This window comes from Burkholderia sp. SR8, from assembly GCF_052851275.1.
On sequence record NZ_JAULUC010000006.1, the window covers coordinates 1 to 20,338 of the forward strand.

20 protein-coding genes are annotated in these 20,338 nt (G+C 67.9%); 7 read left to right on the forward strand and 13 right to left on the reverse strand.

The window, feature by feature from the left end; all coding sequences use genetic code 11:
- The first annotated feature begins 11 nt into the window (after positions 1–11).
- A complete protein-coding gene (locus tag Q3A80_RS09120) occupies positions 12–1,010 on the forward strand; it encodes a transglutaminase family protein (protein WP_446329001.1) in 999 nt (332 codons plus the stop codon).
- Between the two features lie 186 nt (positions 1,011–1,196).
- A complete protein-coding gene (locus Q3A80_RS09125; RefSeq protein ID WP_446328717.1) occupies positions 1,197–1,469 on the forward strand; it encodes a hypothetical protein in 273 nt (90 codons plus the stop codon).
- A gap of 60 nt (positions 1,470–1,529) precedes the next feature.
- On the opposite strand, the gene pip is transcribed toward Q3A80_RS09125, so the two are convergent.
- Positions 1,530–2,462: a prolyl aminopeptidase gene (gene pip, locus Q3A80_RS09130; protein ID WP_446328718.1), complete on the reverse strand. Its 933-nt coding sequence runs from the start codon at positions 2,460–2,462 to the stop codon at positions 1,530–1,532.
- Positions 2,463–2,817: 355 nt separating this feature from the next.
- Between pip and Q3A80_RS09135 the strand changes: the two genes are divergently transcribed.
- Positions 2,818–3,969, forward strand: a complete 1,152-nt coding sequence (locus Q3A80_RS09135; protein WP_446328719.1) for an acyltransferase family protein — start codon at positions 2,818–2,820, stop codon at positions 3,967–3,969.
- Positions 3,970–4,149: 180 nt separating this feature from the next.
- Here the strand turns inward: Q3A80_RS09135 and Q3A80_RS09140 are convergent, their stop codons facing one another.
- The 3 genes from Q3A80_RS09140 to pdxR form a co-directional block, all read right to left on the reverse strand.
- Positions 4,150–4,605, reverse strand: a complete 456-nt coding sequence (locus tag Q3A80_RS09140; protein WP_446328720.1) for a carboxymuconolactone decarboxylase family protein — start codon at positions 4,603–4,605, stop codon at positions 4,150–4,152.
- Between the two features lie 25 nt (positions 4,606–4,630).
- Entirely contained in the window at positions 4,631–5,047 is a 417-nt protein-coding gene (locus Q3A80_RS09145; protein ID WP_446328721.1) for a cupin domain-containing protein, read from the reverse strand.
- A gap of 119 nt (positions 5,048–5,166) precedes the next feature.
- Positions 5,167–6,579: a MocR-like pyridoxine biosynthesis transcription factor PdxR gene (gene pdxR / locus Q3A80_RS09150; protein ID WP_446328722.1), complete on the reverse strand. Its 1,413-nt coding sequence runs from the start codon at positions 6,577–6,579 to the stop codon at positions 5,167–5,169.
- Between the two features lie 170 nt (positions 6,580–6,749).
- Between pdxR and Q3A80_RS09155 the strand changes: the two genes are divergently transcribed.
- Positions 6,750–7,406: an HD domain-containing protein gene (locus Q3A80_RS09155; RefSeq protein ID WP_446328723.1), complete on the forward strand. Its 657-nt coding sequence runs from the start codon at positions 6,750–6,752 to the stop codon at positions 7,404–7,406.
- A 144-nt stretch (positions 7,407–7,550) separates the two neighbouring features.
- On the opposite strand, the gene Q3A80_RS09160 is transcribed toward Q3A80_RS09155, so the two are convergent.
- The 7 genes from Q3A80_RS09160 to Q3A80_RS09190 are packed head-to-tail and all read right to left on the reverse strand — an operon-like array spanning position 7,551 to position 14,771.
- Positions 7,551–8,615, reverse strand: coding sequence for a 2-aminoethylphosphonate aminotransferase (locus Q3A80_RS09160; RefSeq protein ID WP_446328724.1), 1,065 nt, complete (start codon positions 8,613–8,615; stop codon positions 7,551–7,553).
- Positions 8,615–9,802: a phosphonopyruvate decarboxylase gene (gene aepY / locus Q3A80_RS09165; protein ID WP_446328725.1), complete on the reverse strand. Its 1,188-nt coding sequence runs from the start codon at positions 9,800–9,802 to the stop codon at positions 8,615–8,617. The genes Q3A80_RS09160 and aepY overlap by 1 nt, the downstream gene beginning before the upstream one ends.
- Entirely contained in the window at positions 9,799–11,484 is a 1,686-nt protein-coding gene (gene aepX, locus Q3A80_RS09170; protein ID WP_446328726.1) for a phosphoenolpyruvate mutase, read from the reverse strand. The genes aepY and aepX overlap by 4 nt, the downstream gene beginning before the upstream one ends.
- Positions 11,481–12,248, reverse strand: a complete 768-nt coding sequence (locus tag Q3A80_RS09175; RefSeq protein WP_446328727.1) for a phosphocholine cytidylyltransferase family protein — start codon at positions 12,246–12,248, stop codon at positions 11,481–11,483. Before Q3A80_RS09175 ends, aepX begins: the two co-directional genes overlap by 4 nt.
- A 35-nt stretch (positions 12,249–12,283) precedes the next feature.
- On the reverse strand, positions 12,284–13,285 hold the full coding sequence (locus Q3A80_RS09180) for an HpnL family protein (protein ID WP_446328728.1): 1,002 nt from the start codon (positions 13,283–13,285) through the stop codon (positions 12,284–12,286).
- Entirely contained in the window at positions 13,282–14,091 is an 810-nt protein-coding gene (locus Q3A80_RS09185; RefSeq protein ID WP_446328729.1) for a HalD/BesD family halogenase, read from the reverse strand. The genes Q3A80_RS09180 and Q3A80_RS09185 overlap by 4 nt, the downstream gene beginning before the upstream one ends.
- The gene (locus Q3A80_RS09190; RefSeq protein WP_446328730.1) at positions 14,088–14,771 is read right to left on the reverse strand and encodes a CDP-alcohol phosphatidyltransferase family protein; all 684 of its coding nucleotides are present in this window, start codon (positions 14,769–14,771) and stop codon (positions 14,088–14,090) included. The genes Q3A80_RS09185 and Q3A80_RS09190 overlap by 4 nt, the downstream gene beginning before the upstream one ends.
- Before the next feature lie 642 nt (positions 14,772–15,413).
- Here Q3A80_RS09190 and Q3A80_RS09195 point away from each other — a divergent pair.
- Positions 15,414–16,928 (forward strand): acetyl-CoA hydrolase/transferase family protein, encoded by a 1,515-nt coding sequence (locus tag Q3A80_RS09195; RefSeq protein ID WP_446328731.1) that lies wholly within the window; start codon positions 15,414–15,416, stop codon positions 16,926–16,928.
- Between the two features lie 51 nt (positions 16,929–16,979).
- Here the strand turns inward: Q3A80_RS09195 and Q3A80_RS09200 are convergent, their stop codons facing one another.
- Entirely contained in the window at positions 16,980–18,512 is a 1,533-nt protein-coding gene (locus tag Q3A80_RS09200; protein WP_446328732.1) for a DHA2 family efflux MFS transporter permease subunit, read from the reverse strand.
- A gap of 134 nt (positions 18,513–18,646) precedes the next feature.
- On the opposite strand from Q3A80_RS09200, the gene Q3A80_RS09205 reads away from it, so the two are divergent.
- Complete coding sequence (locus Q3A80_RS09205; protein WP_446328733.1) at positions 18,647–19,087, forward strand: MarR family winged helix-turn-helix transcriptional regulator; 441 nt, start codon at positions 18,647–18,649, stop codon at positions 19,085–19,087.
- Positions 19,088–19,237: 150 nt separating this feature from the next.
- On the opposite strand, the gene Q3A80_RS09210 is transcribed toward Q3A80_RS09205, so the two are convergent.
- Positions 19,238–19,735 carry a DUF2938 domain-containing protein gene (locus Q3A80_RS09210; RefSeq protein ID WP_446328734.1) on the reverse strand — a complete coding sequence of 166 codons (498 nt, stop codon included), beginning with the start codon at positions 19,733–19,735 and terminating at the stop codon, positions 19,238–19,240.
- A gap of 140 nt (positions 19,736–19,875) precedes the next feature.
- Here Q3A80_RS09210 and Q3A80_RS09215 point away from each other — a divergent pair, with 140 nt between their 5' ends.
- The gene (locus Q3A80_RS09215) at positions 19,876–20,301 is read left to right on the forward strand and encodes a helix-turn-helix domain-containing protein (protein WP_446328735.1); all 426 of its coding nucleotides are present in this window, start codon (positions 19,876–19,878) and stop codon (positions 20,299–20,301) included.
- The last annotated feature ends 37 nt before the right edge of the window (positions 20,302–20,338 follow it).

Here is a 20,338-nt window from a genome sequence, read left to right on the forward strand (position 1 = left end):
TGGCCAAAGCGATCCCGCCGGCTTCATCGAATCCGCCCGTCACACCGGCTACCGCCGCACCGGGCCGCCTGCTGCGCGTCACGCACGACACCGAATACCGCTACGCGGCGCGCGTCGAATCCGCGCAGCACCAGGCGCGCCTGCAGCCGCTTGCGACGCCGCGCCAGCAGGTGCTGTCGTTCGCGCTCGACATCGAGCCGTCACCGGAAGCCGTCGGCACCGAGATCGACGCGTTCGGCAACGCGCGCGCGTCGTTCGCACTGAACCAGCCTCACGACGCGCTGCTCGTGCGCAGCCGCAGTACCGTGCGCGTGAGTGCGCCCGTGTGGTCGCTGGGTGCGCGCGGCGCGCCGCCGCCCGCGATCGCGAACCCCGACGCCGAGCACGCAACGGCGTGGGAAGCCGTGCGCGATCGCCTCCGGTTTCGCGCGGGACAGCCGTACGACGCGGCGAGCGAGTTCGCGTTCGCATCGCCGCATGTCGCGTGCGATCCGGAGCTGGCTGCGTATGCGGCCGCGAGTTTCACGCCGCAGCGGCCGCTCGTGCAGGCCGCGTGGGACCTGATGCGGCGGATTCACGCCGACTTCGCCTATACGCCGAACAGCACCGACATCACGACGACCGCACTCGATGCATTGCGATTGCGCAAGGGCGTGTGCCAGGATTTCGCGCACGTGATGATCGGCGCGCTGCGCTCGCTCGGGCTGGCCGCGCGCTACGTGAGCGGTTACCTGCTGACGCAGCCGCCGCCGGGCCAGCCTCGGCTGATCGGTGCGGATGCGTCGCACGCGTGGGTCGACGTGTACGACCCGGCGTGGCCCGAAGACGGCGGCTGGCTGCAGCTCGATCCGACCAACGACCGCGCGCCCGGCGACGACTACGTGATGCTGTCGATCGGCCGCGACTACGCGGACGTGACGCCGCTGCGCGGCGTGATTCGCGGCGGCGGCGCGGATCAGGAGCTGAAGGTCGGCGTGACCGTCGAGCCGCTCGACGAAGCGGCGGCGTAACACGGCGCGTTCGACTCTCGGCCGCGCCGTTCCGGCGTTTAAGTCGTCGTTAATACTGCACGCCTAGCATGGTCTCTGCCGGCGAATGGATCGCACCGTGGTCCCGCGCCGGCGGCACGCGCGGGTGCGTCGACGTCACGGCGCCGCGCCGTCGCGCGTCGCCACACCCTTGCAACGGCGGCGAACATGATCAAGAACTTCGACTACTCGCTCGGCGACGAAAAGATCGCGCTGTGCGCTAGCTTCGGCGCGGGCCCGGCGTTGCGCCGCGTGCTCGTGAGCCGCGCGGATTCGATGGAGACGCTCGTGGTGCTCGACGCGCGCGGCCTGTCGGGTTTGCTGAAGGTCGCGACCGAAGCGCCGGAAGGATTGCTCGACGATGCGATCCGCAAGGTGGGCGACGAACAGCTCGTCGAGCGTGCAATCAGCGGCCGGACGATCGTCGAAGCCGCGCTTTGACTGCGTGCGGCGCGTGCAGGCCGGCATCGCGGGCTGCAGCGCTGCACTGTCAGGCACCGGTTACGCCGCGAACCGGTCCGTCGCCGCGAGCAGTGCCTTCAGGATGCCCGGTTCGTTGTACGCGTGCCCGGCGTCCGGCACGATCTCGAACGCCGCGTCGGGCCACGCTTTAGCGAGATCCCACGCGGTGCGAGCGGGCGTCGCAATGTCGTAGCGGCCTTGCACGATCACGCCAGGAATGCCGGCGAGGCGATGCGCGTCGCGCAGCAGCTGGCCTTCTTCGACGAAGCCTTGGTTCACGAAGTAGTGGTTTTCGATCCGTGCGAACGCGAGCGCGTAGTGACCGTCCGCGAAATGCGCGGCCAGCGTCGGATCGGGCAGCAGCGTGATCGTGCGGCCTTCCCAGACGCTCCATGCGCGCGCGGCTTCGAGCTTTGCCGCTTCGTCGTCGCCCGTGAGGCGGCGATGGTATGCGGCCATCAGGTCGCCGCGTTCGGCCTCCGGAATCGGCGCGAGGAATTCCTCCCACAGGTCCGGAAACAGCCATGATGCGCCTTCCTGGTAGTACCACAGCAACTCCGCGCGACGCATCGTGAAGATGCCGCGCACGAGCAGCGCACTCACGCGTTGCGGGTGCGTTTCGGCGTAGGCGAGCGCGAGCGCGCTGCCCCACGAACCGCCGAACACGAGCCATCGTTCGGCGCCGACCATCTCGCGCAGTCGCTCGATGTCGGCCACCAGATCCCACGTCGTGTTGTTGTCGAGGCTCGCATGCGGGGTCGAGCGTCCGCAGCCGCGCTGGTCGAACAGCAGGATGTCGTAACGCTCGGGATCGAACAGCCGGCGATGGTCGGGGCTGCAGCCGGCGCCCGGGCCGCCGTGCAGGAACACGGCGGGCTTGCCGGACGGGTTGCCGCAGCGCTCCCAGTAGATGCGGTGGCCGTCGCCGGTGTCGAGGTGGCCGTGGGCGTAGGGTTCGATCGGTGGGTACACAGGCAGGCTCCGGATGAGGGTCGGCAGGGTGGCGACGCACGGGCCGGTGTACGGCGCGCAATACCGGCAGCATGGAGACTGCGTATTGCGGTGCCGCAAATTTCGTTGTGTCTGCATCGGCCCGGTCGCCGCCGGACAAGGCTTGTCATTATGCCCATTCAATTCGCGCGTTGCTTACCGGCCGGCGCGGGTGTCGGGTGGCGCTGCGCCGGCGTTCCGTGATGCATGGGCGGCGCAATTTTTGAGCAATTTCATTCCGATATTTTTCATACAAAATCCCGGCGGCATGTCGGCGGGCCGTTCGCACACGCCGGCCGTCGCATCGTCCCTCCACCGTGCCAACGGGAACCAGTCGATGAACCATCGCGTCACGCAGTTGACCGGGTTGCGCGCCGTCGCGGTGACGATGGTCGTCGTCGGCCATGCGGAGCACGTGCTGCCGGGCGGCTACACCGGCTGGTTCGCGCCGTTGCGGCTGATCGCCGACGGCCGGCTCGGCGTGCTGATCTTCTTCGTGCTCAGCGGCTTCCTGATCACCAACGTGCTGCGCGCGGAATTCGCGCGCACCGGCGGCATCGCGCTGACGTCGTTTTACGTGCGCCGGGCGCTGCGGATCTGGCCGGCGTGCCACGTGTATCTCGCGACCGTCGGCGTGCTCGCCGTCACCGGCTGGCTCGACGTCGACCGTCGCCAGTGGCTGTATGCGGCGCTGCATCTGTGGAATTATTCGGCGTGGTTCGGGCTGACTGGCGACAACGCGCTGCATCCGGACGGCGCGTGGTATCTCGGCCATTTCTGGTCGCTCGCGCTCGAGGAGCAGTTCTACTGGTTCTGGCCGCTGCTGTTCGTGTACGGCGCCCGTCGGCGCGGCACGCGCTGGCTGGCCGCGCTGATCCTGGTCGTGCCGCTGGTGCGCGCGCTGACGTACTTCGTCGCGCCGCCGCTGCGCGGGCAGCTGGCGATGATGCTGCACACGGGCGTCGATCCGATCCTGATCGGCTGTTACGCAGCGCTTAACCGTGAACGGCTCGAAGCGTGGATCGGCTCGTGGCGCGGTGAAGCGCGGATCGTGACGGCGATTGTCTTCGTCGTGCTGTTCGGGATGCCGCTCGCCGAACATCGGCTCGGCGGCTTCTGGAATGCGACGTATGGCGTCACGCTCGAGGCGGCGCTGATCGCGATCGTGATCGTCGTGCTGAATTTCCGCAGCGAGTTCTGGTGCGCGCGTTGGCTGCGGGCCGCGCCGGTCGTATTCGTCGGCACGATCTCGTTCAGCCTGTATCTGTGGCAGCAGCCATTCGCGAGCCCGGATCTGCCGATCGCGCATGCGTTCCCGCTCGGCATCGTGTGGGCGTTGCTGGCCGCGACCGCGAGTTACTTTCTGGTCGAGAAACCGTTCCTGCGGTTGAAGGATCGCTACATAGCGCGCGAGGCGCGGCGCATGCATGACGACGCGCGGCGGATGCCGGCGCCGTCCGACGCGATCGGTGCCAAGGTGGCCGAATAGGCTGCCCGCTGCGGCGTTAGCTGAAGCGCTTCCGCGACGCGGGCGAATACCGCAAGTTCCGATACATCCCGGCTCCATGGCGATTACCGCCGTACAGGCAACGCCGATTGGCGGCCGCCTGTCCTGCCGGGGCAGCCGCCAGCGCGAGCAGCGAAGCGAAACGCAGCTTCGCGAACTGGATCATTGCTCCAGCACGGCCTGCGGCGTGTTGCGGAAGCTGATGGCCATGCGGTTGTAGGTGTTCATCAGACTGATTGCAATCGTCAGGTCCACGATCTCGCGTTCGCCGAACACGGCGCGCACTGCGTCGTACGCGTCGTCCGGTACGCCGGTCGCCGCGACGAGCGTGACCGACTCCGCCCATGCAAGCGCGGCACGCTCGCGTTCGTCGAACAGATTGCCGGCTTCCCGCCATGCCTGCACGAGCGCGAGCTTGTCGATCTTCACGCCTTTCTTCAGCAGATCCCGCGTATGCATGTCCAGGCAGTATGCGCAGTTGTTGATCTGCGACACGCGAAGGTAGACGAGGTCGACGAGAACGGGCGACAGCCCGCTCTGCATCACATAGCCGTACACACCGCCGAGGGCCTTCACGCCCGCGGGCGCGATCTGGTTGTAATCGAGACGCTTGCTCATGACCTAACTCCTTGATGAACGGGATTTACTTGACCGGGGTGGTCAGGACCTTGTCGTTGCTGTCCGCGACGAATACCGCGAGCAATCGGGCGGGCTGTGACTCGCTCGCATTGCGGCTGACGCGGTGAATGGCGCCGGGCGCCTCGAAGAAGCTTTCTCCGGCGTGATAGACGCGCTTCGGGCCGTCGTCGACCTGGGACTCGATGTCGCCCGATACGACGTATGCATAGATGAAAGCAGAGCCCGCATGCCGGTGCGCGGACGACGCCGCGCCGGGCGCGTAGTCGACCACGACGGCGGTCAGCGACTTGCCCGGGATGTTCGGAATCGCGTGCTGGAAGTTCGGCGTGACGGTCTCACCCGTGCCGTGCGCCGCGGCCGGCACCGCGACGCAGAAGGCGATGCTCGTGCAGGCGGCAACTGCGATGGACTGGATGTTCATGATCGTGTCGTTCGTTGATGTTCCCGCATTGTCGGGTTGGACGCGGACACTCGAAAGCACCAGGAATGAACATTTTCGCTGTACCAAGACGCGATGACGGCGCCGCGCTTGCCGCCCCGTCAGCCATGCTCGCGAACGAGTTCCAGCAGACGGCGACAGTCGGCGCGGAGCGTGCGCTCGTTCAGGTTCGTCACGCCGAGCAGCAGGCCCTGTTGCCCGCGCGCGCCCGTGTACCACGGCGACAGCGGGACCGGCGCCAGCCCGGCCGCGCGGGCGCGCAACGCGATATCGACATCGGAGACATCCGCGGGCAGCGTCGTCACCACCGCCATGCCGGCCGTGGCCTGAATCCTGATCACGTCCGAATCCTGCTCCTTCAGACAACGAAGGAGGTTCTCCCGGTGCCCCGCGTAGAGACGCTTCATCCGCCGCAAATGGCGCAAATAGTGCCCGTCATGCATGAACTCGGTCACCGCGTGCTGCGCACCCGCGGCGGGCGCGGGTGCGAGGCACGCGGCGATATCGCCGAAGCGGCGTGCCAGGTCCGGCGGGACCACGAGGAAGCCGAGACGCAGCGCGGGGCTGATGGTCTTGCTGAAACTGCCGATGTGCAGGACCCGGCCGTCCTGGTCGATCGACGCGAGCGCAGGCGCGGCCCGTCCGCTCAGTTGCAGCTCGCTCAGGTAATCGTCTTCGACGATCCATGCGTCGTTTCGTCGGGCCCACTCGAGCAATGAAATGCGCCGGGCGAGCGACATCGTCACCCCGAGCGGCGCCTGCTGGCCAGGCGTGACGACGGCAAGCGCGGCTTCATCGGCCTGCCGGATGCCGGCATCGACGTCGAGTCCGTCGGCGTCCACCGGTACGGCCGTCACCGTCATGCCCGCCAGCCCGAGCGCTGTACGCGTGAGCGGAAAGCCGGGGTCTTCGATCCACGCCTGTCGGCCTGCCATGCCGAGCCCGCGAATCGCGAGGCCTAGCGCGCCGGAGAAGCCGGCGGTGACGAAAACCTGGGAAGGGCTGCATCGAAGACCGCGGGCGACGCCGAGATACGCGGCGATTTCCCGGCGCAAGTCCGGCTCGCCGCGCGGATCGGGGTATCCGACGGGCGCCGCGGACGCCCGGCGCGCCGCACGCGCCTGGATGCGCGACCATAGCTTGAACGGAAAGGCGGCCTGCGACGGCACGCCCATTTGAAACGCCAGCGGCACCGTGCCGAACGCGTCGAACAGATCCGGCAGCGGCGGCGCCTCGGGCGACCAGCGGGCTGCCATCGGCACCGCCGGGCGTTCGGCTACGCGCGTGCCGGCCGCGCCGAGACCGATCGCGAACTGCTCGTCGATCAGCCGCTCGTACGCGGCGCGGACGGTGCCCCGCGACACGCCGAGCTGGGCGGCCAGATCCGACCATGAGGGCAGGCGGGCACCCGAGGCCAGCTTGCCGGACTCTATCGCGTCGCGGATCGAACTGTAGATCTGGATGGACAGCGACGTGCGTGTGGAGCGATCCAGGCCGATGGAGAGCGTCGTCATGTGGCGATGGTGCATTCGAATGGGTCGATCTTGGGACTGTTTGATGCCCCAAGAGAAGCGTAGCTTTTCTCCGTGGCCGCGGCCAGTCGGTCCGGCCCGAAACCGATGCCCGCGTACAGCCACCGAATTCGGGCCGGGTCAGGCGGGCGACACGAAAAGCGAGCGAACAGATGATGGAAGATACCGTGCAGACGATTGGATCGATCAAGGCCGTGATCCCGGACAGCCAGCTGGCGCGCGAGGTCACGCAACTCATTCGCGATACCGAGGGCGACTTGCTGTTCAACCACTCGACGCGTGTGTACCTGTGGGGCGCGCTGCTCGGACAGCAGAAGAACATCGCGTTCGATCGCGAGCTGCTCTATGTCGCGGCGATGTTTCACGACATCGGATTGACGTCGATTTATCACGAAAGCCAGCTTCGATTCGAAGTGGACGGCGCGAATGCGGCGCGCGATTTCCTGCGAAGCCATCGCATTGCCGAGGCGGACATCGAGAAAGTCTGGACAGCCGTTGCCCTCCATACGACGCCCGGCATTCCGGAGCACATGCACGCAGAGATCGCGCTGGTTCAGGCGGGAGCAGGAATGGACGTGGCGGGGCGTGGCTTCGATCAATTCACGGACGAACAACGCGCGGCGGTGGTCGACGCTTATCCGCGCGGCGCCGACTTTCCCAGCAAGATGATCGATGCGTTCTACGACGGCATGAAGCATCGCCCGGCCACGACGTTCGGCACCTTCAACGATGACTTCCTCGCGCACAAGGATCCGGGGTTCGCCCGGGTCAACGTGTGCAGCATCATGTTGAATTCGAGTTGGGGTTGAGGTCCTGCGGTGCCTGCCCAGGGCAACATCCGGACGAAATGGCCGGTTCGTACTGTATAGCGGGGTTCGGATGCGGTTTTCAGATCGCGGCGCATGAAAAAAGGCCCTTGCGGGCCTTTCGCGAACGAAGCAGGGCGCAGCGTTTTACCGCGTCAACGCCGTAAACCCGTCCAGCAACCGCTCGACATCCGCGGCTTGAATGGCGCCCATCGTCGAAATCCGGAACAGCTCCTTCGACAACCCGCCTTGCCCCGCGTAGATCACGAAGCCACGCGCCTTCAGCCCGTCGTGCAGCGTCTCGTACGTGACGCCCTGCGGCAGCCGATATGCACGCAGCACGACCGACGACGCGCCTTCCGGCAGCACCAGCGGCATCCCGCGCGCCGCGAGCCCGGCCTGCGCCTGATCGGCGAGCGCCTTGTAATGCGCATGGCGCGCACGCCAGCCGCCGGCTTCGTCGAACTCGCGCAGCGCCTCGACGAGCGCGTAGTACGCGTGCACGGACGGCGTGAACGGCGTATTCCGCTGATCCTGCAGCTTCGCAAGCCGACCGAGATCGAGGTAGTACGTGCGGCTCGCGGCCTTCGCGAGCGCGCTGCGGCGCACGATCACGAACGCCGCGCCCGGCACGCCGTGCAGGCACTTGTTCGCGGTCGCGGCGACCGCATCGATGACGCCGCCGGCGAAGTCGATCGCCTCGGCGCCGAAGCTGCTGACGCCATCGACCAGCATCTTCACGCCGCGCGCGCGGCACACGTCGGCGATTGCACCGAGATCGTTCAGCCGGCCCGTCGTCGTTTCATGATGGATCACGGCGACGTGCGAATAACCGCCCGCGTCGAGCCGCGCGGCGATCTGCGCGAGATCGGGCGCCTGCATCCACTCGTGCTTCAGCACGTCATGCGCGATCCCGTACTGCGTCGCGATCTGCGTGATGCGTTCGCCGTACACGCCGTTCTCGATCACGAGCAGCTTGCCGTCCTGCGGCACGAGCGCCGCGATCATGCTTTCGACCGCCGCGGTGCCCGAGCCGGTCATCAGCACGGCGGCCCATTCGGCCGGATCGAGCGCGTACGCGGCGACGAGGCGCGCACGCGCTTCATCCTGCAGATCGAAAAATTCGCTTTCGCGATGACACAGGTCGGGTTGCAGCAGGCTGCGGCGCACGCGTTCGGTCAGCGTGACCGGGCCAGGGTTCAGCAGCAGCATCAGTGAGCTCCTTCGGCATGGGCTTCAGCCAGCGCGGCGCCGATATGCCGCATCAGGCGGGTCTTGACCTCGACCGGCGTGACGGTCGGGCGGGGCAGGCCGTCGGGCACGCCCGTGCGGATCGCAAGCCGCACGAAGCGCGTGCCGTCGGCCGGCTGCGGCGCGTCGAGCGCCGCATCGAGCAGGTCGAGCGTGTCGCCTTCGACGGCGGACGCATAGCCGCACGCGGCCGCGACGCCCGCGAACGACACGTGCTGCGAGACGGTCGCCTGGCCGCCGGTCGATTCATGTGCGCCGTTGTCGAGCAGCACGTGCGTGAGGTTGGACGGACCGTACGTGCCGAGCGTCGCGAACACGCCCATGCGCATCAGCGCGGCACCGTCGCCGTCGACGGCCACCACGCGCAGGTCGGGGCGCGCGAGCGCGAGGCCGAGCGCGAGCGGCGTCACGCAGCCCATCGAGCCGACCATGTACAGCTGGTTCGGCCGATCGTCGATCGCATAGAGTTCGCGGCCGCAGAAGCCGGTCGATGCAAGCACGACGGTCGAATCGACCGGCGTGTGCGCGATCACGCGCTGCAACGCGTCGTGGCGGGTCGGCCACGCGTCGGCGGACGAAGCGCGTGCCGCCGACTGCGCGGCGACGTGCGCGCGCGGCGCCGCCGCCGGGTTCGCCTTCAGCTCATACGGCGCGACGCTGCCTTTCTGCATCACGAGCGCGTACGGGCGGCCCGTGGCGTCCATGTGCGCGATCGCGCGGTCGAGTGCCGGGCCGACCTGTGCGGGATCGGTCGGGAACGTCTCCCACGGAATCTCCATCGTGTCGAGCATCGCCGGCGTGATCGGCCCCATCAGCGCGTGCTGCGGCTCGTCGGGCACGCCCGGCTGGCCGCGCCACGTGACGATCAGCAACTGCGGCAGCCGGAACGTCCACGTCAGCGACGTGAGCGGACTCACCGCGTTGCCGAGCCCCGAGTTCTGCATCATCGCGATCCCGCGCTTGCCGCCGAGCGTCGCTCCTGCGATCAGCGCGACCGCGTCGCCTTCGTTCGCGGCCGACAGGTAGTGCAGCGTCGGGTCCTGCAGCACGTAGTTGATGAACGGCGTCAGATACGAGCAGGGCACGCCCGCGTACCAGTCGAAGCCGCGCGCGCGCGCGGCCTCGACGAACTGGGCCGCTTCGATCATTGCGCGCTCCCGTTGCCGGCGCCCGGCTCGGACAGCGGCGTCTGGCCGTGCGCGAAGTCGCCCGCGCGGCGGAAGTCCTCGAGATCGTTGACGCCGCGCCAGTGGCCGTGCACGTACTGCACCTCGATCTTCTCGCCGGCGGCGATCAGCTCGTTCAGCAGCGACGGAATGTCGAGCGTGTCGAAATCGGCGCGCGCCTGCAGCGTCGAGAGCATCGCCTTCAGGCGATCGACACCGGCGCCGCGCACGTTCAGAAGACCGATCCAGCGGCCATGCGGCGTGCCGGCGGCAACGTCGCTCGACACGCGCTGCAGATACGTCTTCTGGCCGAACAGGCCACGGTCGTCGGCGGCCGAGCACAGCGCGAAGTCGCGCACGCTCTGGTGGGTCTCGGTGAGCGACGAATCGACGACGACGCTGAACTCGGCTTCGCTTTCCGCGAGATCGCGCAGGATGTAGCTGCGGAACAGCAGGTCGCCGTACGAGATCACGGTGTCGCCGGTCAGGCGCTCGGCCGCGCACGCGAGCGAGGCGAGTTCGCCCGTCTGCGCATGGCGCTCGTTGACGACGAGCTTGATGCCCGACGTGTCGATCGCGTCGGCGCGATAGCCGCCGACGACGGTGATGTCGTTCACGCCATGCTTCTTGAAGCCGTCGACGAGCCAGCGCAACAGCGGCTTGCCGGCGACCGGCAGCATGACCTTGGGTTTATCTTCGGTGACGGCCTCGAGCCCCTTGCCGCGGCTCGCCGCGAGCACGACCGCGGCGTTCGACGCACGCGACGACGACGACAGGTAGATGCGCTCGGCGGCCGAGTATTCGTCGGCGTCCTGCAGGCGGAAGATCTCGTTGACCGACGCAACGCGGTCCTCGACGTTGATCAGCGTCTCGTTCTCGTGGATCTCGCGCGCGACGGCCTGCATCGCCGATGCGGACGCGCGGATCAGGTGGTTCGCCCAGATCACGGTGCTGATGCCGGCCTGGCGGAACACGTCGGTGGGCGTGCTGTAGTACTTGGTCGGCACGATCACGAGCGGCGCCTTGCCGCTCCACTCGCGTGCGAACTGCAGGATTTCGTCGGGACGCGACAGCTTGCTGTGGATCAGGATCGCGTCGGCGCCGGCTTCCGCGTACGCGTTCGCGCGGCGCAGCGCCTCGTCCATCCCCCAGCCGGCGATCAGCGCTTCGACGCGCGCGACGATCGAGAAGTCGGGATCGCTCTGCGAATCCTTGCCGGCCTTGATCTTGCCGCAGAACTCGTCGATCTCGGCGAGCGGCTGGCGTTCGCCGTCGATGAAGCTGTTGGTCTTCGGGAACTGCTTGTCCTCGATGCACACGCCGGCGATGCCGCGCTGCTCGAGCTTCTTCACGAGGCGGCGCACGTTGTTGAAGTTGCCGTAGCCGGTGTCGCCGTCGAGCAGGATCGGCAGGTCGCTCGCGTCGGCCATGAACTCGAGCACGTCGACGACCTGCGTCCAGCTCGCTTCGTTGTTGTCGCGCACGCCGAATTGCGCGGAGATCGCGAGGCCCGATGCCCAGATGCCCTTGAAGCCGGCTTCGCGAACGATCCGCGCGGACAGGCCGTTGTGCGCTTCCATCAGGAATTCGAGATCGCTGCTGACGAGCATGCGGCGCAGCCGTGCGCTGCGCGATTCGGAGAAGTTGGGTTCGCGTGCGTTCATCGTGCGGCTCCTGCGGTGGTGCGTTGAATCAGGGGGAGAATCTCTTGCGTCGCGCGCGCGACGTCGTTCGGGAAATCGATCTCGATCCACGGCGAACCGGTGACGTCGGCGACGTCGAACGAATGGCCGCCTTCGAGCAGCAGGTCGCGCACGGCTTCCTCGTGCGGCATGTTCGCGCGGCCGCTGTCGACGTAGCCGGCGACGATCGCCGCGAGGCGGCGCGCGGTGCCTTCGGTGAAGCGGAAGAAGCCGACCGATTCGCCGATCGTGTCGTATTCGAGGTCGACCGCGAGCTGCTTGCGCAGTTCGACCGGCACGCCGTTCTTCAGGCACAGCTTGACGGGCTCGTCGCCGGCCTCGAAGTCGCGGTCGATCAGCAGGCGGTCGACCGCTTTGTCTGCATCGGCGACCAGCGCGTGCAGGATGTTCTCGTCGTACAGCACGTCCGCGTCCATCAGCAGCACGTCGCCGCCGCGCGTCATCGCATCGGCGACGGTATGCACGGTCAGCACGCTGCCGAGGTCGTAGCGGTCGTTGATCACGATCTCGGCGGTGCGGCCGAGGCGCTTCAGCTCCTGCTCGACCTTCTCGTGCTGGAAGCCGAGCCCGAGCACGATTTCATCGACGCCGGCGGCGTCGAGCACACGCAGATGGCGCTCGAGCAGCGACACGTCGTCGAAGCGCAGCAGGCACTTCGGGAACTGCGCCTCGGGCGGTTGTTGCAGGCGCAAGCCGAGGCCTGCCGCAAGAATGATGGCTCGCATGGGTTCTCCAACCAAAAAGCCGGCGATCCGAACGATCAGTCGGCGAGCGGCTGCGGCGCGTGGCGCCGCTGCCAGTTTCTTTCACTGAAATGCAGATAGAGCAGGCCCGGCAGGCCGAGCGCGAGTTCGCGCGCGCGCTTCGCGAGCGACAGCGCGAGCGCCGCGTCGGGCGGCAGGCCGACGAGCGGCGCGAGCAGCAGGTAACCGCCTTCCTGTGCGCCGAGCGAGCCCGGGATCGCGAACGCCGCCCCGCGGATCGCCTGGCCGACGCTCTCGAGCAGCAGCGCGTCGAGCCAGCTGACCGGGTGCCCGAGGAAGTGCAGCGCGAGCCACACTTCGGCGGTGCCGACGATCCAGCCGGCGAGGCTCAGTGCGAAGGTCTTCACGACCTTCGCGCGATCGCGGTACAGCGCGCCGACCGCATCGTCGATCGCATCCGCGCGGGTCGCGAGCGACGACCAGTCGCGCGGGCCCAGCAGCTTCGACGCGAGGCGCATCCCGCGGCCGAACAGCCCGCGCCGCTGCGCCGCGTAGAATGCGACGGCGAGGGCGCCGAGCACGCCGGTGGCGATCAGCGCCGGCGTGCGCAGGTAAGCGACCGATTCGTGCGTCGCATAGACGCTGAACGTCGCGATGCCGATCAGCGCGAACGCCATCTGCGCGAGCGCCTGCATCGTCGTGCTGACCGTGACGGCGGCGGCTGCATCGGCCATCCGCGTGCCGCGCTGCGCGAGGTGGCGCACCATCAGCACCGGGCCGCCGATCTGCCCGGCCGGCAGCAGGCTGTTCACCGATTCGCCGACCCAGCGCGCGCGCAGTGCGTTGCCCACGTCGGCGCCAGGCTGGCCGCGGCCGAACATCACGGAGATCGCGAATGCGTCGATTACGAGCGGCACGACGTGGAACGCCGCGACGAGCGCGAGGCCCCAGCCGGCGGCGAGAAACGTCGACGCGACCGCGCCGACGCCCTGCCAGGCGAGCAGCGCGACGAACAGTGCCGTTCCGAGGGACAGCAGGATCAGGCCGGCGCGTGTCATGACCCGCTCGGCCGGCGCGTGGCCAGCTGCTTGAAGACCTGGCGGAAACCGAAATACGCGATCGCGTCCTTCATGTTCGAGATGAAGCGCTTCCACGGCCGCATGCCGGGGTTGGTCACGTATTCGAACGTCAGCGACACGCGCGTTTCGTTCTGGCCGAGCGGCGTGATCCGGTGGCGCAGCTTGTCGCCGTCGAACAGCACGATGCCGCCGTCGGCGATCTGCACGGAGCCCGGTTCGTCGGGCACGTCCGGATTGCGCGTGTGCAGTTCGTAGTCGAGCCGGCACGACGAGTCGTCGATCACGCCGATCAGCAGCGTGTAGCGGCGGCCGTCGTAGTACGACGTGTCGTAGTGCCAGCCGATGTGGTCGCCGGGCTTCGTGTAGTAGTAGAGCGCGTACGCGTGAGGATCGTCGTCCGGCGACAGCATCAGCGTGTCGCCGGTGATCTTCTCGAGGAAGCCGATCAGCGCCTTCGAGCGGTACAGCTCGGCGATGTACGGCGCCTGCTCGTCGATCGTGTGGCGGCTCACGCTGCCGCCCTGCTTGTGGCCGGGCAGGTAATTGCGGTTCAGGCCCGGCTGCAGCGCGCGGGCGGCGGCCGCGAGCTTCGCATGCGCATCGGCCGGCAGGAATGCGTCGAGATACAGGAACGACCCCTGGCGCGTGTAGTCGCCGCGCAGGCGGTCGAGGTCGAGACGGCCGACGCAGTCGGCCACGGTGCGATCGGGATCGGCCGCTGCCGCGCGCGCAGGCGCGGGGCGTGCCGGGCTCAGCACGGAGTCGTCGCGCGTGCTAGGAGTCATTTGGAAGCCTGGATTTCAGTGGGGTTCTGCGAAACGCTGCTGCCGCGGCGCACGATGCGCCACCAGTCGATCACGACCCACGCGGCGAACAGCGGGGCGCCGATCGACGCCGCGAGCAGGAACGGCTGGACGCCGTCGACGAGCGTCACGATCGGCAGCAGGTACAGCACGTCTTCGGTCTCGAAGCCGCCGGCGAATGCCTGCTTGGTGCCGGCCTTGCCGGCGATCGATTCGATCCGCATGCGCAGGAAGAAGATCAGCGCGACGGCGGCGCCGGCCACCGCGCCGAGCAGTACCGGCGACGCGGCCATCTGGCCGCCCTGGGCGACGATGCCGACGCCCATGCTGACGAACAGCGCGACCGTCACGAGCGCGTCGGCCGCGAGGTCGTAAAAGTGACCGATCTTGCTGGTCTTGCCGCTGATGCGCGCGAGTTCGCCGTCGGTGTGGTCGACGAAGTTCGACAGCACGATCAGGAATGCACCGGCGTTGCTCCAGCCGAAGCCGCCTTGCGCAAGGCACCAGGCGCCGGCGAGGCCGATCAGCAGACGGACGGTGGTGAGGTGATTCGGGGTGACGGGCGTGTCGATCAGCGGGCGTACGAGCGAGCGCGCCAGCCGCGCATCCCAGGTGCGTGGCAGCGGCGGTTCGGAACGTGTGGCGGTTTTTCTTTGGTCCATCGGCGAAATATATACGGAATTGTAATTTGTTGCTTTTTATTCGATCAATGTCCTGACATACGGGAGTGTTACCGCGTAATCCGGGCAGTGGCCGGTTGCAAACCGGACGCGCGAAACGGCGCTCGCGCATCCGGGCCTCACCTGATTCAGTGTGGCGTGCGTGACGCGGCTGTCAAGGGTTCGCGGCCTTCTCGCGCCGGCCCGGCGGCGATTCGCGCATGCATGCGATTTGACGTGCGTCAGGCCCGAAGAAACGCCGCCGGGCGACAATCGGCCGCGGCGATCGCCGACGCGCCCGCGCATGCCGATTCTTCGCGGATGCAGCGTGAATCCCGAAAGGCATCGGTCGATTGACGTTCAGCCGTTCGTAATCTGCGCACCGCAAATTGGCGGTTTGCTTTCGCGTGCCTTTCGGTTGCCTTCGAGGCCGCTGCGGCGCCTCTCACAGAACGGCCGTTCGATACCCGTTGCATCCGGCAAGTATCTTTTGCAGCCGGCGGACATTTCGGTGCGATGGCCTCTGCGATACTCCGACCGTGCCTGTGGTGCCGGGCCGCCCATCGCGGCCCCAAGGGCTTCGCGTCGCTCAGGAGACACCCCCCGCGACGTCAACGACAGACCCAAAGCGTCAGATAACCAGCCATGTCTTCTTCACGCATCCTTGCTCCCGCCCTGCGTTCGCTCGTCCGCACCGCCGACGAAGCCGCCGCGCTGATCCGTCCCGGCATGACCGTCGCGATGAGCGGCTTCACCGGCTCGGGCTATCCGAAGGCCGTGCCGGCCGCGCTCGCCGCCCACATCGAAGCCGCCCACGCGCGCGGCGAGGACTTCCGGATCAACGTGCTGACCGGCGCATCGACCGCGCCCGAGCTCGACGGCGCGCTCGCGCGCACCGACGGCATCTCGATGCGCCTGCCGTACCAGTCCGACCCGACGCTGCGCGACAAGATCAACGGCGGCGAAGTCGACTACCAGGACGTTCACCTGAGCCACGTCGCGCAATATGCGTGGTTCGGGCTGTACGGCGACCTCGACGTCGCGATCGTCGAAGTCGCGGGCATCCGCGAGGACGGTCTGCTGATTCCATCGGCGTCGATCGGCAACAACAAGACGTGGCTCGAGCAGGCGAAGCACGTGATCCTCGAAGTGAATTCGCGCCAGCCGCTCGGCCTCGACGGGATGCACGACATCTATTACGGCACCGCGCTGCCGCCGCATCGCAAGCCGATTCCGCTGACGAAAAGCGACGACCGGATCGGCGAGCCGTACCTGCGCTGCCCGGCCGAGAAAATCGTCGCGATCGTCGAGACCGATGCGCCGGACCGCAGCAACGCGTTCTCCGCGCCGGACGCGACGTCGAAGCAGATCGCGCTGCAGCTGATCGACTTCCTGCGCCACGAAGTGAAGCGCGGCCGCCTGCCGGAAAACCTGCTGCCGCTGCAGTCGGGCGTCGGCAACATCACGAACGCGGTGCTCGCGGAACTGAGCTCGGCCGGCTTCTCGAACCTGACCGCGTACACCGAGGTGATCCAGGACGGCATGCTCGACCTGCTCGACGACGGCACGCTGAGCTTCGCGTCGGCCACCGCGCTGTCGCTGAGCCCGGCCGCCGTGCAGCGTTTTGCCGACGAGATCGCGACGTTCCGCGAAAAGATCCTGCTGCGCCCGCAGGAGATCAGCAACCATCCGGAACTCGTGCGCCGGCTCGGCTGCATCGCGATGAACGGGATGATCGAGGCCGACATCTACGGCAACGTGAATTCGACGCACGTGATGGGCACGAAGATCCAGAACGGCATCGGCGGTTCGGGCGACTTCGCGCGCAACGGCTATCTGTCATGCTTCATGTCGGCCAGTACCGCGAAGGGCGGCGCGATCTCGCGGATCGTGCCGATGGCGAGCCACGTCGACCATACCGAGCACGACGTCGCGGTGGTCGTCACCGAGCAGGGGCTCGCCGACCTGCGCGGGCTGTCGCCGAAGCAGCGCGCGCGCAAGGTCATCGCGACCTGCGCGCATCCCGACTACCGGCCCATGCTCGAGGACTACTTCGAGCGCGCGTCGCGCGAGAGCTTCGGCAAGCACACGCCGCACCTGCTCGCCGAGGCGCTGTCGTGGCACGAGCGCTATGTGCGCACCGGGACGATGAAGGCCTGAGCGGCCGGACGTGCACGCGGCGCACGGGCTGCGCGCACGTCCTTCGCGCCGTCATTCCATCGCCGCGTGCGCGACGTCGACGCTCGCCGTCTTCTGCGGCGGCCGGATCAGCAGCAATAGCGGGATCATCAGCAGCGTCGCGACGAACATCAGCTTGAAGTCGTTCAGGTACGCGATCATCGCGGCCTGCTGGTTGATCGTGCGATCGAGCAGCGCGATGTCGACGCGGCTGCCCGCGATCGCCTGCACGGCCGGGTCGAACGGCGTGACGTGGGTCGCGAGATCGGCATGCGCGACCTGCGTGTTGCGCGTCATCAGCGTCTGCACGATCGAGATGCCGATACTGCTGCCGATGTTGCGCATCAGGCTGTAGGTGGCCGTGCCGTCGGCGCGCAGCTCCGGCTGCAGCGTCGAGAACGACAGCGCGCTCAGCGGCACGAACACGAGCCCCAGCCCGAAGCCCTGGATCACGCCGGGCCACACGATGTCCGCCTCGGACAGCACGATCGTGTACTGCATCATCTGCCACAGCGCGAGCGCGGAAATCGCCAGCCCCGCGAACAGCAGCGCCCGCGCATCGACGTACTTCAGCAATCGCCCGACGAACAGCATCGCGATCATCGTTCCGGCGCCGCTCGGCGCGGTGACGAGGCCCGTCGTCGCGACCGGATAGCCCATCAGGTTCTGCAGCATCGGCGGCAGCAGCGCACGCGTCGCGTACAGCACCGCGCCGACGACGAAGATGAACAGCGTGCCGGTCGCGAAGTTCGGATCGCGCAGCAATTCCGACTTGAAGAACGATGCCTTGCCGACGGTCGCCGTATGCGCGAGGAAGAACGCGAAGCTGAGCGCGGCGACCAGCGCCTCGATCCGGATCTCGTACGAACCGAACCAGTCGAGCTGTTCGCCGCGGTCGAGCATCGCCTGGAACGCGCCGATCGCGAGCGCGAGGGTCGCGAAGCCGAACGCGTCGAATTTCACGTGCGGGCGCGGTGCGCGGGCCGGCAGGAAGGTCAGCACGCCGGCCAGCGCGAACGCGCCGATCGGCACGTTGATGAAGAAAACCCAGCGCCAGTTGTAGCTGTCGGTCAGCCAGCCGCCGAGCGTCGGACCGAGGATCGGGCCGACCATCACGCCCATTCCCCAGATCGCCATTGCCTGGCCCTGTTTCTCGCGCGGGTTGATGTCGAGCAGGATCGACTGCGACAGCGGCACCAGCGCGGCGCCGAACACACCCTGCAGCAGCCGCGCGCCGACGATCTGCACGAGCGATTCCGACAGCCCGCACAGCGCCGACGCGATCGTGAAGCCGGCGATCGAGATCGTCAGCAGCCGCTTCATGCTGAGCCGGTCGGACAGCCAGCCGGTCAGCGGCGTCGCGATCGCCGCGGCGACGATGTACGAAGTCAGCACCCAGGTGATCTCGTCCTGCGACGCGGACAGCCTGCCCTGCATGTGCGGCAGCGCGACGTTCGCGATCGTGCTGTCGAGCGTCTGGATCAGCGTCGCGAGCATGATCGACAGCGTCAGCATCGGCCGATTGAGGGCGGGCGGCGAGGCGGGGGCGTCGGCGGCGGGATTCAAGCGGGTGTCTCCGTGGGGCGGTCGCCGTGGGCGACGATCCAGTATGACTCGAATTATAAGCACGCTTATTATAGCCGTGCTCATCGCGTCGCCGCGGCCGCGGATCGCGCGCGGCCTGCCCCTATAATCGCCGCATGGACAAGACTTACGAGAACCGGATCGGCTACCTGATTTCCGACGTGGCCCGCCTGCAAGGACGCCTGTTCGACCGGCGCGCGAAGCGCATCGGGCTGACGCGCGCGCAAAGCCGCGTGCTCGCGTACCTGACGTGGAAGGGCGAGATGAATCAGGCGCGGCTCGCGGAATGGCTCGAGATCACGCCGATCTCGCTCACGCGGCTGCTCGACCGGATGGAAAGCTGCGGATGGATCGAACGCATCGCGAACGACGACGATCGCCGCGCGTTCGTGATCCGGCTCACCGGCAAGTCGCGCGACATCTTTCCGCAGATGCTGGAAGTGGGCGACACCGTCACCGACGACGGGCTGCGCGGCTTCACGCCGGACGAGCGCGACACGCTCGTCCGGCTGCTCGGGCGCGTGCGTCACAACCTGATCGACAGCGGCGGCGAATGACCGCGGCGCCGGCTTGCCGCTGCGGAATCGACCCGCCGCGGCCGACTGGCTGCTGCAGCAACGAAGGGGCCTGTGGAGCCGGTACGGCGTGGTCTGGCGCCGCACGAGCACGATTTCCGTGAGCCGGCCCGTTGCCGGCGGTGCGCCGCGCTAACGCTCGAGCATCGCGAGTCCGAACGCCGTCAGATACAGCCCGAGCCCGAACACGAGATGCGTGACGAGGCTGCGCCGGCGCGCGACGCGTGGCTGCGGCGTACGCGACGCGGCGACGCCGAACCCGAGCGCCGGCTGCATCACGAAGAACGGCGCGGCCACGCTGACGAGGCCCGCCGCCAGCGCGGGCACGAGCGTCGGCGCGCGGACCCACTCCGTTCCTGCGATCGCGACGGGCAGCGCCGCGAACGCGATGCCGATCGCGTAATGCGCGATCCAGCCGACCGCGCGTTCGGCCGGCATCGGCGGTGCGGCGACGATCGACGCATGACGGAACCGGCCGCGCGTCATGTGGCCGAGCCAGCGGCCGACCAGCGCGTAATCGAGCGACGGAATGCCGAAGGCCTTGCGCCGCCACCACGCGCACAGGTCCATCGCGAGCGTCGCGCCCGCGCCGATCAGCAGGATGCGCAACAGGAAGTCGGCGGAGATCATCGCGGGCCTCCGGCGCGAACGGTCGCGACGGCGACGCACGACGGAAGACGACAGGGATAGGGCAGATTCATGGCGGTCCGGGCTTGTGTCGAAAGAGTCGAACGGCTATCTTGCAACTTCAAGTTCACTTGAGGTCAAGCATGAGCCGACTGGACATCGCCGATGTCGCGCGCCGCTCGGGATTGCCCGCGTCGACGCTGCGCTATTACGAGGAAAAGGGATTGATCGTGCCGACCGGCCGTCACGGGCTGCGCCGTCAATACGACGAGTCGGTGCTGGAGCGCCTTGCGCTGATCGCGCTCGGCCGCGAGGCCGGTTTTTCGCTGGACGACATCCTCGCGATGTTCGGCGCCGACGGCCGGCCCGCGATCGATCGCGCGAAGCTCGACGACAAGGCCGACGAACTCGACCGCACGATCCGCCGCCTGGGCGCGGTGCGCGACGCGCTGCGGCATGCGGCCGTGTGCCCGGCGCCGAGCCATCTCGAATGTCCGTCGTTCCAGAAGCTGCTGAGAATCGCCGCGCATCGCCATCCGGTGCGCCGCACGAAGGCGGAAGGCGCTTAGGCCGGGTGCGGATACCGGACCGACGCGCGCACGCCGC

Coding starts and splice junctions, on each gene's coding strand:
- Q3A80_RS09125 (WP_446328717.1), top strand. CDS start 1,197: ATGATCAAGAACTTCGACTACTCGCTCGGCGACGAAAAGATCGCGCTG.
- Q3A80_RS09135 (WP_446328719.1), top strand. CDS start 2,818: ATGAACCATCGCGTCACGCAGTTGACCGGGTTGCGCGCCGTCGCGGTG.
- Q3A80_RS09140 (WP_446328720.1), bottom strand. CDS start 4,605: ATGAGCAAGCGTCTCGATTACAACCAGATCGCGCCCGCGGGCGTGAAG.
- Q3A80_RS09145 (WP_446328721.1), bottom strand. CDS start 5,047: ATGAACATCCAGTCCATCGCAGTTGCCGCCTGCACGAGCATCGCCTTC.
- pdxR (WP_446328722.1), bottom strand. CDS start 6,579: ATGACGACGCTCTCCATCGGCCTGGATCGCTCCACACGCACGTCGCTG.
- Q3A80_RS09155 (WP_446328723.1), top strand. CDS start 6,750: ATGATGGAAGATACCGTGCAGACGATTGGATCGATCAAGGCCGTGATC.
- Q3A80_RS09160 (WP_446328724.1), bottom strand. CDS start 8,615: ATGCTGCTGCTGAACCCTGGCCCGGTCACGCTGACCGAACGCGTGCGC.
- aepY (WP_446328725.1), bottom strand. CDS start 9,802: ATGATCGAAGCGGCCCAGTTCGTCGAGGCCGCGCGCGCGCGCGGCTTC.
- aepX (WP_446328726.1), bottom strand. CDS start 11,484: ATGAACGCACGCGAACCCAACTTCTCCGAATCGCGCAGCGCACGGCTG.
- Q3A80_RS09175 (WP_446328727.1), bottom strand. CDS start 12,248: ATGCGAGCCATCATTCTTGCGGCAGGCCTCGGCTTGCGCCTGCAACAA.
- Q3A80_RS09180 (WP_446328728.1), bottom strand. CDS start 13,285: ATGACACGCGCCGGCCTGATCCTGCTGTCCCTCGGAACGGCACTGTTC.
- Q3A80_RS09185 (WP_446328729.1), bottom strand. CDS start 14,091: ATGACTCCTAGCACGCGCGACGACTCCGTGCTGAGCCCGGCACGCCCC.
- Q3A80_RS09190 (WP_446328730.1), bottom strand. CDS start 14,771: ATGGACCAAAGAAAAACCGCCACACGTTCCGAACCGCCGCTGCCACGC.
- Q3A80_RS09195 (WP_446328731.1), top strand. CDS start 15,414: ATGTCTTCTTCACGCATCCTTGCTCCCGCCCTGCGTTCGCTCGTCCGC.
- Q3A80_RS09205 (WP_446328733.1), top strand. CDS start 18,647: ATGGACAAGACTTACGAGAACCGGATCGGCTACCTGATTTCCGACGTG.
- Q3A80_RS09210 (WP_446328734.1), bottom strand. CDS start 19,735: ATGATCTCCGCCGACTTCCTGTTGCGCATCCTGCTGATCGGCGCGGGC.
- Q3A80_RS09215 (WP_446328735.1), top strand. CDS start 19,876: ATGAGCCGACTGGACATCGCCGATGTCGCGCGCCGCTCGGGATTGCCC.